10 protein-coding genes and 2 pseudogenes are annotated in these 12,874 nt (G+C 52.0%); 5 read left to right on the top strand and 7 right to left on the bottom strand.

What is annotated here, in order from left to right:
* Positions 1-358 precede the first annotated feature (358 nt).
* The 3 genes from AC2AXP_RS06040 to AC2AXP_RS06030 all read left to right on the top strand — a co-directional run bounded on the left by AC2AXP_RS06040 (position 359) and on the right by AC2AXP_RS06030 (position 5,166).
* The gene (locus tag AC2AXP_RS06040; protein WP_039992133.1) at positions 359-2,038 is read left to right on the top strand and encodes a ribulokinase; all 1,680 of its coding nucleotides are present in this window, start codon (positions 359-361) and stop codon (positions 2,036-2,038) included.
* Between the two features lie 84 nt (positions 2,039-2,122).
* On the top strand, positions 2,123-3,628 hold the full coding sequence (gene araA / locus AC2AXP_RS06035) for an L-arabinose isomerase (protein ID WP_004963327.1): 1,506 nt from the start codon (positions 2,123-2,125) through the stop codon (positions 3,626-3,628).
* Positions 3,629-3,753: 125 nt separating this feature from the next.
* Complete coding sequence (locus tag AC2AXP_RS06030) at positions 3,754-5,166, top strand: glycoside hydrolase family 1 protein (RefSeq protein ID WP_004963330.1); 1,413 nt, start codon at positions 3,754-3,756, stop codon at positions 5,164-5,166.
* A 109-nt stretch (positions 5,167-5,275) separates the two neighbouring features.
* On the opposite strand, the gene AC2AXP_RS06025 is transcribed toward AC2AXP_RS06030, so the two are convergent.
* The gene (locus AC2AXP_RS06025; protein ID WP_484381488.1) at positions 5,276-6,424 is read right to left on the bottom strand and encodes a glycosyltransferase family 9 protein; all 1,149 of its coding nucleotides are present in this window, start codon (positions 6,422-6,424) and stop codon (positions 5,276-5,278) included.
* A gap of 441 nt (positions 6,425-6,865) precedes the next feature.
* On the opposite strand from AC2AXP_RS06025, the gene AC2AXP_RS06020 reads away from it, so the two are divergent.
* A complete protein-coding gene (locus tag AC2AXP_RS06020; RefSeq protein ID WP_004963340.1) occupies positions 6,866-7,135 on the top strand; it encodes a hypothetical protein in 270 nt (89 codons plus the stop codon).
* Positions 7,132-7,461 (top strand): hypothetical protein, encoded by a 330-nt coding sequence (locus AC2AXP_RS06015; protein WP_004963342.1) that lies wholly within the window; start codon positions 7,132-7,134, stop codon positions 7,459-7,461. Before AC2AXP_RS06020 ends, AC2AXP_RS06015 begins: the two co-directional genes overlap by 4 nt.
* A gap of 386 nt (positions 7,462-7,847) precedes the next feature.
* Here AC2AXP_RS06015 and AC2AXP_RS06010 read toward each other — a convergent pair.
* The 6 genes and pseudogenes from AC2AXP_RS06010 to AC2AXP_RS05985 form a co-directional block, all read right to left on the bottom strand.
* Positions 7,848-9,311, bottom strand: a pseudogene (locus AC2AXP_RS06010) (VENN motif pre-toxin domain-containing protein); the annotation flags it as partial.
* A 274-nt stretch (positions 9,312-9,585) separates the two neighbouring features.
* Complete coding sequence (locus AC2AXP_RS06005; protein ID WP_484381487.1) at positions 9,586-11,322, bottom strand: VENN motif pre-toxin domain-containing protein; 1,737 nt, start codon at positions 11,320-11,322, stop codon at positions 9,586-9,588.
* 52 nt (positions 11,323-11,374) lie between these two features.
* A complete protein-coding gene (locus AC2AXP_RS06000; protein WP_484381486.1) occupies positions 11,375-11,758 on the bottom strand; it encodes a contact-dependent growth inhibition system immunity protein in 384 nt (127 codons plus the stop codon).
* Positions 11,755-11,961: pseudogene (locus AC2AXP_RS05995) on the bottom strand (VENN motif pre-toxin domain-containing protein); the annotation flags it as partial. The gene AC2AXP_RS06000 and the pseudogene AC2AXP_RS05995, both read right to left, overlap by 4 nt.
* A gap of 284 nt (positions 11,962-12,245) precedes the next feature.
* On the bottom strand, positions 12,246-12,686 hold the full coding sequence (locus AC2AXP_RS05990) for a hypothetical protein (protein WP_484381485.1): 441 nt from the start codon (positions 12,684-12,686) through the stop codon (positions 12,246-12,248).
* Positions 12,683-12,862 (bottom strand): polymorphic toxin type 25 domain-containing protein, encoded by a 180-nt coding sequence (locus AC2AXP_RS05985; protein WP_484381484.1) that lies wholly within the window; start codon positions 12,860-12,862, stop codon positions 12,683-12,685. Before AC2AXP_RS05985 ends, AC2AXP_RS05990 begins: the two co-directional genes overlap by 4 nt.
* Positions 12,863-12,874 lie beyond the last annotated feature (12 nt).

The raw sequence follows: 12,874 nt of genomic DNA, 5'->3' as shown, positions 1-12,874 counted from the left end.
TCAGACCGGGTTAGTTTTAGCGGGTATTTGTTGCTGAAATGTAGAGCGCTATCACATCCAGAGATTACAGCAGATATGTACATATATTTAGCAAATTTAGCCAATCATTAACTTTTGACTGCCATCACAAAATCACTGCAGGAAGCAGGAAAGTGCATACTTCCAGCTAACCGCTCCTCACTGCCCCATGACACACGCTCCTATGGTTATAGCCATCTTTCACGATGCAGATGCGTTGACGGCACGTGCTCGCCCGTCAGTAGCCGAGGCTGCCCCCGGTAACCGACCCCGTTCGGCGCCTGCACCCTGAAACCTATCGGGTATCCGCCACAACAGATTAATAATGAGGGTCAACATCATGACGGCAGGCGCAATCGCCCTGGGATTGGACTTCGGCAGCGACTCGGTGAGGGTGCTGGCGGTGGAGTGCCATAACGGCAATGAGCTGGACACCGAGGTGGTTTATTACCCCCGCTGGCAACGCGGCGAATATTGTCATGCGGCTGAAAACCAGTTCCGCCACCACCCACTCGACTATATCGAGGCGATGGAGCAGGCAATCGTGGCGGTGGTGCAGCGCATGAGCGAGCAGCAGCGCCAGCAGGTGATTGGCATCGGCGTGGATTCCACCGGTTCAACGCCGGCGCCGATTGATGAGAACGGCGATGTGCTGGCGTTGCGACCAGAATTCGCCAATAACCCGAATGCCATGTTCGTGTTATGGAAAGATCACACTGCGATTGAAGAAGCCGAAGAGATCAATCGGCTGTGCCATAGCGGCAACGCGGCCGATTATTCACGTTATATCGGCGGTGTTTATTCCTCCGAGTGGTTTTGGGCCAAAATTCTGCACGTATCGCGCGCCGACGATGCGGTACGCCACGCCGCCGCTTCCTGGGTTGAACTGTGCGACTGGGTGCCGGCATTGCTGTCGGGAACCACTGCGCCGGCGCGGTTAAAACGCGGGCGCTGCAGCGTCGGCCATAAAACGCTCTGGCACCCGGACTGGGGTGGTCTGCCGCCAAAAGAGTTCTTTGCCGCGCTCGATCCGCTGCTGGTGGAAGACTTGCCCTATCCCCTGTTCGAACAGTCTTATACCGCCGATCTGCCGGTCGGCACGCTGACCGCCGAATGGGCGCAGCGCCTGGGCCTGCCGCAACACGTGGTGCTGTCCGGCGGCGCGTTCGACTGCCATATGGGTGCGGTCGGCGCCGGCGCCCAGCCGTATACCCTGGTCAAGGTGATCGGCACCTCCACCTGCGACATTCTGATTGCCGATCGTGAACGGGTCGGCGATCGCGCCATTGCCGGTATCTGCGGTCAGGTTGACGGTAGCGTTATGCCGGGGCTGATCGGCATGGAGGCAGGCCAGTCGGCGTTCGGTGACATGTACGCCTGGTTCAGCCGCCTGCTGAGTTGGCCACTGCGCGAAGCAGCAACGCGCCAGCCGGAGCTGGAACCACAGCTCAAACAGATTGAAAACCAGCTGCTGGCGTCGCTTACCGACGCCTGGGCCGCTAATCCTTCGCTCGATCACCTGCCGGTGGTACTGGACTGGTTCAACGGTCGCCGTACGCCATATGCCAATCAGCGCCTCAAGGGGGTGATTACCGATCTCAATCTCGGCACCGATGCACCGACGCTGTTCGGCGGTTTTATCGCCGCCACCGGCTTTGGCGCGCGCGCCATTATGGAATGCTTTGAACAGCAGGATATCCCGGTTGAGAACGTGCTGGCATTGGGCGGCATTGCCCGTAAATCACCGACCATCATGCAGGTTTGCGCCGACGTGATGAATCGCCCGCTGCAGATCGTCGCCTCCGATCAGTGCTGTGCGCTCGGCGCGGCGATCTTCGCCGCCGTCGCTGCCGGACAGTTCGCCGATGTCCCTGCCGCACAACGGCACATGGCCTGTGGGCTGGAGCGCACGCTGCAACCGGATCCGCTGCGAGTCGCACGCTTCCAGCAGCTCTACCAGCGTTATCAGCAGTGGTGCGACGCCGCCGAGCCGCGCTACGCCGCTGAACGTCATGCATAAGGATCCACAGCCATTGAACTTTCGGGCGCCGCCTGCGGCAGCGTCCGCTCTCTTATCACCCAGTCAACATGTCAGGAGTTACTGATGGACGCATTCAAACAGCGCGAAGTATGGTTCGTGATCGGCAGCCAGCATCTGTATGGCCCGCAAACGCTACAACAGGTCAAAGAACATGCCGAGCAGGTGGTCAACAGCCTGAACCGCGACGCCGGTCTGCCGGTCAAGCTGGTGCTAAAACCGCTGGTGACCACGCCGGATGAAATCACCACCGTGTGCCGCGATGCCAATTATCAACAGCAGTGCCTCGGCATTCTGACCTGGCTCCATACCTTCTCGCCGGCAAAAATGTGGATCGCCGGCCTGTCGATCCTCAACAAACCGTTGCTGCAGTTCCATACCCAGTTCAACGCCGAAGTGCCGTGGGACAGCATGGATATGGACTTTATGAATCTCAACCAGACCGCGCACGGCGGCCGTGAGTTTGGCTTTATCGGCGCACGCATGCGTCAGCAGCACAGCGTGATCACCGGCCATTGGCAGGACCGCAACGCGCATCAACGCATCGCACAATGGATGCGCGTTGCCGCCGCCCGTCAGGAAAGCCAGCAGCTGAAAGTGGCGCGCTTTGGCGACAATATGCGCCAGGTGGCAGTAACCGAAGGCGATAAAGTCGGCGCACAGATCCAGTTCGGCTATGCGGTGAACGCCTACGGCATCGGCGATCTGGTCAGCGTGATCAACGAAGTCAGTCGTGGCGACGTCGATACGCTGATTGAAGAATATGAAGCCAGCTATGTGCTGAGCGAAGCGGTAAAAAGCAACGGCGCCAAACGCGAAAATCTGATCGACGCGGCACGTATCGAGCTGGGTATGAAACGCTTCCTTGAGCAAGGGGATTTTCACGCCTTTACCACCAACTTTGAAGATCTGCATGGCATGAAGCAACTGCCGGGGCTGGCGGTACAGCGCCTGATGCAGCAAGGCTACGGCTTTGGCGGCGAAGGCGACTGGAAGACCGCCGCCCTGCTGCGCATTCTGAAAGTGATGGCCGGCGGCCTGGACGGCGGCACCTCGTTTATGGAGGATTACACCTACCACTTCCAGCCGGGTAACGATCTGGTGGTTGGCTCACACATGCTCGAAGTGTGCCCATCCATTGCCAAGGAGCAAAAACCGCTGCTGGACATTCAACCGCTGGGCATCGGCGGCAAGGCGGATCCGGCACGCCTGATCTTCTCTACCCCGGCCGGCCCGGCGGTCAACGCCAGTCTGATCGATATGGGCGATCGCTTCCGCCTGCTGGTCAACCAGGTGGATACCGTGGAACAGCCGCATCCACTGCCGAAATTGCCGGTGGCGCGCGCTATCTGGCAGGCACAGCCGACGCTGGCTACCGCTGCCGAAGCCTGGATTTTAGCCGGCGGCGCGCACCATACCGTATTCTCACAGGCGCTGAACGCCGATTATCTGCGTCTGTATGCCGAAATGCACAACATCGAGTTCCTGCTGATCGATAACGACACCACGCTGCCGGCGTTCAAGAACGAAATCCGCTGGAACGAGGCCTACTATCAGCTGAACCGCCGTTAATCTCGCTCTCTCTGCCAGCCAACAAAACTGCAACCGGTTTCAGAAACCGGTTGCAAAACCATTCCCGTTCCCCCTAGACTAGGCTGATACTGATTCAATCATTCATCTGACAGAGAGAGTTGTTTATGTCTGCTTTCCCGAAAGATTTCCTCTGGGGCGCGGCTACCGCGGCGTATCAGGTTGAAGGCGCCCATGACGCCGACGGCAAGGGCCCATCCATCTGGGACGTGTTCTCCCACCTGCCCGGCACCACCTATCAGGGCACCAACGGCGATGTGGCGGTCGATCACTATCATCGCTTCCGCGAGGACGTGGCGCTGATGGCCGAAATGGGCATGAAGAGCTACCGCTTTTCCATCTCCTGGCCGCGCCTGCTGCCGCAGGGCCGTGGCCAAGTCAATGAGGCCGGGGTAGCGTTTTACAGCGATCTGATCGACGCGCTGCTGGAACACGGCATCGAACCGATGATCACCCTTTATCACTGGGATCTGCCGCAGGCGCTGCAAGACGAAGGCGGCTGGGAAGCGCGAGCCACTACCGAGGCGTTCGAAGCCTATGCCCGCCTGTGTTATGAGCGTTACGGTGACCGCGTCAAGCTGTGGTCGACCTTTAATGAAACCATCTGCTTTATTGGTTTTGGCTATATCACCGGCGGTCATCCACCGGGCGTGCAAAACCCGGCGCGCGCGGTGCAGGCCTGTCACCACGTTTTTGTCGCCCACGCCAAAGCGGTGGCGGCATTCCGTACCAGCGGCATCGACGGCAAGATCGGTTTCGTCAATGTGTTGCAGACCAATACCCCACTCAGCCAGTCACCGGAAGATCTCGCCGCCTGTCAGTTGGCCGATGGCATTTTTACCCACTGGCTGTATGACCCGGTACTGAAAGGCGAATACCCGGCAGAACTGCTGGCGCAGACTCAGGCGTTGTGGGGCGTTCCGCAGTTCGCTGACGGCGATCGCCAACTGCTGCGTGACAATATCTGCGATTTCATTGGCCTGAATTACTACAAGCGCGAAACCATTGCCGCCAACCATCAGGAATCCCACCTGACTATCAACACCACCGGCGAAAAAGGCAAAGGCCACCAGCAAGGCAATGAGTTCGGCTTCAAGGGTCTGTTCAAGTTCGTGCGCAATCCGAACGGCGTCTATACCGATTGGGACTGGGAGATTTATCCGCAGGGCCTGACCGAAGGCATCATGAATATCAAGGCGCGCTACGGTGACATTCCGATTTACATCACCGAAAACGGCCTTGGCGCCAAAGATCCGATTATCGATGGCGAAGTGGTAGACGACGACCGCATTGACTACCTCAACCAGCATATCGGCGCGATCGAAGATGCAATCGCTCAGGGGGCTGACGTGCGTGGTTATTATCCGTGGTCATTTATCGACTTGCTGAGCTGGCTGAACGGTTTCCAGAAGCAATACGGTTTTGTTTATGTCGATCACCAGAAGGATCTGGCGCGCCAGCGCAAGAAGAGCTTCTTCTGGTATCAGAAACTGATCGCCAGCAACGGCGCAGAGCGTTGATTTAGCCTGCGCTCACTTTAACCCGCCCTGCTACGGGGCGGGTGTTGGCGTATCAACCAGGCACCTTATGCGACTCTGGAGCTTGAGAGTGCCAGTGGCTAAGGGCCGGTTACTTTAGCAAACCTCTTTGGTCTATCTCGTGCCATATCAGCTCCGGAATGTTCGCAACATCCGCTATTATTCTATTATGAACAATTATCTGACTTGCATTGCCATAACCCGGCGCCCATAAGTAGTTGTTGTCGATGACGTCTTTATAAACAGAGATAAGTGTTTTCTCCCATGCGGCAGATATATGCACAATCGACGTGTCTGGCGTTATCACCATGTCAGCCCCATACAGTAATGCCATAACATGATGTAGTGAATTAAATGGGTTTATAATGGCATTATCAGGAAGTTGTAGATTCAATTGTCGCCGATGATCGAGAAGAATGAACGTGATATTGGTTGATTTGCTATTAAGCATCTTAACAATATTGAACAGTTGCCGTTGAGATAGATCCCTCTCCGCACTGCCAGTAAATACATTAATCACAATTTTTATCCGTTCTTTTTTGGCGTCATAAAAATCACGCACTTCACGAAAAACTGCACCAGGAATGTGCAAATCATAAGCTTTGGGATTTATATGGCCAATTCCGATAAAACTAGCCACCATGGCAATAGCCTCTGTTACATGTTGCTTACCATTTTCAAATGCAAGCGATTTACTGTAATGGTTAATGCAATTCCATTTATTGAAGCCAATAACCGCTTTGGCATTTATTTCACTAAATAACCTTAACCTATGCACTGGAGTTTCGAACAGGCAAAGGTCAATGATCAGATCGTAATGATTCGCTCTTAACCGATTTATTGTCGACTCTGCAACGGTATGATTAAAGCTCTTAAGAAAAATCGCAGTGCTACAATCCTCTGTCTGGTAGACACCTCTGATATAAGGATTATATTTAACCACTACACTACTCGACGTTGTCAATAATAAATCAACCGTGTAGCCAGCCTCAGACAGCCCCTTTATCAGTGGTGTAGTAACCACCACGTCGCCGACGGTACCCTCATTGCGCAGGAGCAGAATGGTTTTAATGGATTTTACATTTAGCTCACTCCTTATCCTTTTATCCCAAATCAGTTTTGCCAGGTAAATCTTTCCATTAAGTTTTAGCTGCTTGAAATAGTAGTTCCTGCGACGATTCCATTCTCTTAATTTTCTGAAGCGCCCTTTTGTTATGGTGATTTTCAAATCCTTATTCATAAAACCTCCTTGTTATTAATTGATCATTAAATCTGCTTTCTGTCTCTTGGCATGGTAGCGATTGCTGTTATTTTCTTTGCAATACCAGGTGGTGCTTACAGTCAATTTTTTTAAATCCTGCTCGCCTAAACACCCGGCAGAGTGGCACTATGGCTGCTGACCTAGTGTATAATACTGGCTATACTGCCATTTTTCATAAGTGTGTTAGGGAATAAAAACCACCAATAAAATTATCTTATGAACGTGCTCTTTACGCGCACTGGCACCAGTAATGCAGGCTGAGATCACGCACCGCGTCGGGCGACAGGTCTTTGCCCGCTTTGAGTTGGCTACTCTGCAGCCCGCCCTTTTTTGTCCAGTTGGTAATACGTGTCGCTCTCGGTGTGGCCACGCCGATATCGACGTTATGCGCACCGTTACGCAATAACAAGGAGGTTCATCATGGCCAAGATCAACGCACAACGTCAGGCAGAGTACCGCGCACGCCGTCGCTGCAACCACAACATCACCCGCCTGAACATGGAAGTGAGTCACCGCGCCCAGTTTGCACTTGACCGATTGGCGTATCACCACGGCCTGACCCTGCGCCAGATGCTGGAACGGCTTATCACTGAATCCCATGATGCCTTGTGTAAGACGCTGGATGGAGCCGTGGTCCAACGCTATATCGACAAAGCACCGACCACCAACAGCAACGAGGTGACACCATGAAGATAACCTTCACCGCCGAACCGATAGCCACACTGACCCTTATCCGTCACGGCTGGCGACCAGGAAGCCGGTTTAGGCTGTTACGTCAGGGCAACCTGATCACGCTCACCCTTGTTACCGATAATGACGAGTGGGACACCCTGTGCGCAGACAGCCAGCACGGCTATGACCTTGGTGCAGACTGGGTGCGGCAGAACGGCGAGCTGGTTATTGGTGGCGACTGGCTCAGCGAGTTTGACCTCACGAGACCCAAGCAGATCAAGGCCACCGCTGCGCCGGGCAAGATAGTGATAACACAGCGAGAACAAGGGTATTTTAGTGCATAAAAGCAAAACCTCGGCCACTTGTCCGAGGTTTTTGTTTACCTGCCACAAGGGTGACGTTGCCCTGGCTGCTGCCAACGGCGCTGACGCTTTGGCTCTGGGTGGTACCTTTCTCGTCGATTTCATTGGAGTTGGAATCGAGCATTCATTCAGATAGAGTTTTCTGGCTTTTTCTCTCCTTTAACCAGATTTTTATCCAGATCCCACCCCCCAAAATGAGACCACCGACATATCCAGACTCAAAGAAAGATGAAAAAACGTCACTCCAACTAAAAGGGAAAAAATCCTTTTTAAAATAGACAATTGAGGATGCAAGTAGCACTGATATAATATCGAAAAATAAAAATAGCATCAGGCACATTAGCATCAACTTGATTAATAAGGGAAAATTACTTTTCATTGTCATTCCCCCCCTTTCCATCCAAATTATCTTTTACATAATTTCCTGTTTTTTCACTGAGATAGCTACCACCAATAGCACCTGTTAAATCAGAAACAGCCTCTTCAGCAACTTTTGATGTCACGCCTTTTATAATGGTGCCGCCTACACCTCCAGCTACAGTACCTGCTCCAGCGCCTGCCATAGAATTAAGCGGTTCTTCTCCCTTAATCCCGCTTCCTATTGCAGCTCCTCCCATATTGATCGGAACAGAAACTATAATGCCTTTCCCTGTTGTCGCGGCTGCTGTCACTCCAGCCATAATTGCATCCACATAACTGAACGGACCTTTGCCTGCGAGCTGAACCCCAGTATTAACACCCACCCCAATCGCTACATTAGTGGCCATAGCTTTTATTGTGGTTCCCAGCACTGTACCGCCAAACAGTAACGGTGCATCCCCGATACTGGCATTCGATTTATGATAACCCCAGGTGTTCATGATGTTCTGGGCTTTTGCCATTGCCTCTGAATCAGGACTGCGTTTGATATAATCCTGCCCGGAGAGTAGCCCTTTAACCAGCTCCTGTGATACCGCTGGACCATACTCTTTTTCCATTTCAGCAGCGTAAACGCGCAGATAACCCGCCAGTTCAGCCCGTTCGGTACTGTTCATTTGTGAAGGGTCTTTGGCAAATTTTGACACCAGAGCATCACTGCGCTTGTCTGCGTTTTCCAGCTTAATCAGCTCGTTAGCCGTCGCCAGAGACTTATCACCGTTCTTAATTTTCTCAACAGCCTTGTCGAGTTTGTCGGATGATGTAGCTCCCAAGAAGTTATTCTCAACCGCGTTCTTCCCGGCCTGCGCTGCCGTTACCGCCCCCACAGTATCGCCCGTTGCCAGTCCACCCACAAGCCCGGCTGCCAGTGTGCTCAGTGCACTGATTGCCTGCTTCTCGCTTTCGCTCAGCTCACTGACTTTTTTACCCGGATACAGCCGCTCCAACACCAGTTGCGCCATCAATTCACCGCTGACCGCACCCGTGGCTCCTGCCGCCGCACTGTTGCCACTGGCGTAAGCGGTGACGGCTACCACCACCGCGTGCGCCATCGCGCGACTGGCTTCATCCGGCGCCAGTTGGTGGATTTGCTCCGCAAGATACGGCGCTGCAGCTCCACTCAATGCCTGTGCCATATTGCCACCGGCCAGTCCCTGTATCGCCGCCGTCGCCGCCTGCATTCCTTGCTGGATGGCGCTTCCGGTGCCCCATTCGGCTTGGGCCGTCTTATACGAAGAGGTGTTGGTCAGCTTCTCGTTGTAAGCCGCCCACGCTTCCTTGCTGGCACCTTTACCCGGTTCTTTCTCGCCCTTCGCCGCTAATTCTGCCTTACCCGCATTCGTCGCCCGGATTTGTCCCTGTGTCCGCGCGATATCCATCACCTGACCGCCAATCTCCCCGATCAGTTGAACCTGCTACCAAGTACCTCAGCCCTGGCTGGGGTACATAACAACATGAATTACAGGTCGCGATAATAGAAAAACCATATAGGTAACCCTATCAATATTCCAACAAGAGCTACTTTAAAATAAGTAAATAGTTTATCAAAAAAAAATGAAGGTATGTCCTCTCCTCCTCCTACCCAATAACCAAGTAGGCTGAATGACATCGCTATAATGAACAACGCAATAAAAAGGCTCAAGCATAGATAAAGTAAAATAATAAAAGATCTATATTTACTATTGACCATTATTTTTCCTTTTTGCTTTTCAAGGCTTCATTAACCCCCTCGGTAAATAATCCCGAAGCAGCGGAGTCTCCTGCATTACCCACTATCACAGGTAATGGGTTTTGCTGTACTGGCTTGGTTATTGTCCAAACTCCCGTAGGCACCCACTCATACTGTTTTGATATTGGATTCAATGCCTTATCCATTGGGATTTTAATGATATTACCAGTTGCATAACCAGCCGATGCACCTGCCTTGCTCAGCAATGCCCCCATAAACGGATCATCACCTTTCATCTCGGCTTGGTAATACCCCCCGGCAGCATTCCAAGTCACTGTCGGGTTATAGCCCTTACCCGCAGTGATTGCACCGATCACACCTGAACCAATCACGTCTGAGAGTTTAACTTCACCCGTTGTACCGTATTGGATTGCAGCATTGGCTGCGCTTGATACCCCCACCGCGATTAATTGCTCTTTCCCTTTCGTTACCGCATTGGTAATAATATTTTTCCCGCCCATTATGGCTACCGGCCACGAAGTCGGATCACTCACAACTGCTATGAAGCGATCTCCGGTGGTAATGTTGTCTTGAAGGAACTTAAGATCCGTACCGTTAAGGTAATTAACCAACGCAGCGGCATCCGGATCTTTCAGTTTTTCATCCAACCGGATTTGTGACGGATGCGCATCATTGGCAACATTGGTTGCACCTTGAATAAGCTCTTCCCACGTCACACAAGCCACACCACCACCAGTACAGGCGTCAACCAGCTCTTTGCTGTTCTTGTTGCTGATTTCGATATATTTCTCAACAACGGACTGGCAGTCACCACCGGAGGATTTACAGTCGGATAGCTCTTTATCGAGCTGTCTGCCTTCTGTGCTGCTCAGATAGTTATTATCAACCGTCGTCTTCGCCGCCTGACCACCTGCCAGCGCATCTGCCGAGCTATCGCCGGTCAACCCACCTGCCAAACCACCGGCCAAGGTCGCCAGTGCACTGATGGTTTGTTTCTGCTCTTCGCTCAGGTCGCTGATTTTGGTGTCTTTACCGTACAACTGGTCTTTGATGATGCCCGCTGCGATTTCACCCGCAGTGGCGCCAGCAGCGCCGGCCAACGCATTATTTCCCTGCGCTGCTGCAATGGCTGCGTTTACTGCCGCATGAGCCAGTGCTCGTGCTGCCGGATCATTGGTGCTTTGCGCAATCACGTTCGCGATGTAGGGCGCTGCGCCTCCGGCTATGGCGGCGGCCATATTTCCACCGGCCAAGCCCTGTATCGCAGCGGTGGCGGCCTGCATTCCTTGCTGAACCTTGCCACCTGTGCCGAACCCCGAGTCGTTAAACGCCTGATTGTAGAAGTTCTGGTAAACCTGCTTGTTGATGTCCTCCGCTTTTGGCTCCTTGCCTGGATTGGCCTTGCGCCACTGCGCCTCCGCTTTCGACTGGTCTTCCGGGCTCGCAGACTTCATCTTTTCGTTAGCGGCTTTGGTCGCTGCTATTGCACCTTCCGTGCGCGCGATATCCATCACCTGACCGCCAATCTCCCCGATCAGTTGAACCTGCTTAAGCCGGTTCTGCTCCTTTTCCTTGTTGAAGATCGGGCTGATGCTGCCGTCGTTGGCGTGCTCGGTATCCCGGACTATCAGCGCCCCCTCGCTGATCCCGGCCTTGGTCGTCCCGTCGGCATGCCCGCTGTTGTTGGCCACCGACAGCATGCCGCCAGCCATATGGGTCAGCAGATCCTTACCCACCGGACCGCCGCTGCTAAACGAACCGCCGCTGTGCGTCGCTTTATAATCCGCCTTAAGCTATTTCATTAATTTTAAAAATTTCTTTCTTTAACTCATTATCAATATCAGCAGGATCTATCTGATTAACAACGTTTTTAATTTCCCTAAAAACTTCTACCTGATCACCTAGCTCGTCTCGCTTCAAGGTTGATAGTGCAGCTATCATTTCACCATCATAACGCTCCCCCGCCAGTGGATCTTTTTTTATTATTTCCAGTATGTTAGGCAATAAAACACTGACACATAGCTTTTGACGTACAGAGCGACACAGATCTTCCACTGTTAGTTCTTCAAAAGGCACATCAAGTACACTTTCGAACCATAACTCTAGAGAGGACTGTTTATCTGGATCTGTTTCCGTATTGATGTTTCCAATTAGTGTTCTAAAGCTACTCATATACCATGCCCTTTCATCGCAGATTCAATCTTATTTATTGCGTCTGTCGCCCTCCCATACGCCGCCTGAGCTTCTGGGTTATTAACATTTTTCAATGTATCAGCATGATTTCTCAAGCCTCTAAGAGTATTTTGCATCTCTTGGAGGTGGTCCCAATGACCACCTTCTTTCTTCGGTACTGGAGTACCATCCATATCCTTTACCTGGATTGCAGTGCAACACCAGAACTCGGCGCTCTACGTCAGCGACCCGCAGCGCTGGGAAGCCGTGTGTGTAAGAGAGTCAGAAACGGGGCGACCTCAGCGCCGACTGGGTTCTCGATAACGGTGAACTCAACATCGGTGGCGATTGGCTTACCGAGATTGGCATTACCCAACCGGAACACATCGTCATCACCACTGCACCAGGCAGGATCGAGGTAAGACGGCGAACACTGACTATTTTCAAGGCCTAGAAGCAATGATCCCGGCTCGGTGGCCGGGATCTATTACATTAAGGTGAAGTGCAAATAAAATCCCGCTATATATAGCAACCTAATCCCCCAAAGGAGTACACCTCTTACACCTTGTCTTCTTGAAAAAATCACCTCACTAAATAGTGCCGAACTCTTTATCTTTCCAGGCTGAATGCTAACTCTATAATAATAACAATATAAAAGTAACAACCATGCCCCACAGATAAACACTAACAGATAACTATTTTTATCATCATGAAAATTCCGAACAATAAATGACAAAGGGATGATAAAAAGCAAAATCATCCTGCCAATCAACGTGGCTTTATTTCCTTCAAAAACAAAGAAAATAGAATCAATAAACATAGACATTGATGATGGTGCTGAAATATTGACCCCTATCTTTTTACAAAAGAACAAAAAAGAAAAGAAAAACAGCACCAATCCTGAAAGCTGAATATAAAGCAGACTCATTTTTTTTCACCTTTATGATTAAAATTATAATGATAAAATTCACTTCCTGATGAGCCATTTATATCAACATTGCCTACGGTAGTATTTTTCGATATTCCACTCCATCCAATAGCAGGGCCGACACCGATAGATAATCCAACGCCATCTTTACCATAAGCCAATCCCAACCCCACCATTCCAAATCCAAA

The sequence above is a fragment of the Serratia sp. Sp408 genome (assembly GCF_057180665.1).
The sequence above is the reverse complement of the archived record's forward strand: the minus strand, read 5'-3'. Positions and strand labels throughout refer to the sequence as shown.

Excerpts from the sequence above, each read along its gene's own strand:
- AC2AXP_RS06020 (WP_004963340.1), top strand. The coding sequence starts at position 6,866 with ATGGCCAAGATCAACGCACAACGTCAGGCAGAGTACCGCGCACGCCGT.
- AC2AXP_RS06000 (WP_484381486.1), bottom strand. The coding sequence starts at position 11,758 with ATGAGTAGCTTTAGAACACTAATTGGAAACATCAATACGGAAACAGAT.
- AC2AXP_RS05990 (WP_484381485.1), bottom strand. The coding sequence starts at position 12,686 with ATGAGTCTGCTTTATATTCAGCTTTCAGGATTGGTGCTGTTTTTCTTT.
- AC2AXP_RS06040 (WP_039992133.1), top strand. The coding sequence starts at position 359 with ATGACGGCAGGCGCAATCGCCCTGGGATTGGACTTCGGCAGCGACTCG.
- AC2AXP_RS06030 (WP_004963330.1), top strand. The coding sequence starts at position 3,754 with ATGTCTGCTTTCCCGAAAGATTTCCTCTGGGGCGCGGCTACCGCGGCG.
- AC2AXP_RS06025 (WP_484381488.1), bottom strand. The coding sequence starts at position 6,424 with ATGAATAAGGATTTGAAAATCACCATAACAAAAGGGCGCTTCAGAAAA.
- AC2AXP_RS06015 (WP_004963342.1), top strand. The coding sequence starts at position 7,132 with ATGAAGATAACCTTCACCGCCGAACCGATAGCCACACTGACCCTTATC.
- AC2AXP_RS05985 (WP_484381484.1), bottom strand. The coding sequence starts at position 12,862 with ATGGTGGGGTTGGGATTGGCTTATGGTAAAGATGGCGTTGGATTATCT.
- araA (WP_004963327.1), top strand. The coding sequence starts at position 2,123 with ATGGACGCATTCAAACAGCGCGAAGTATGGTTCGTGATCGGCAGCCAG.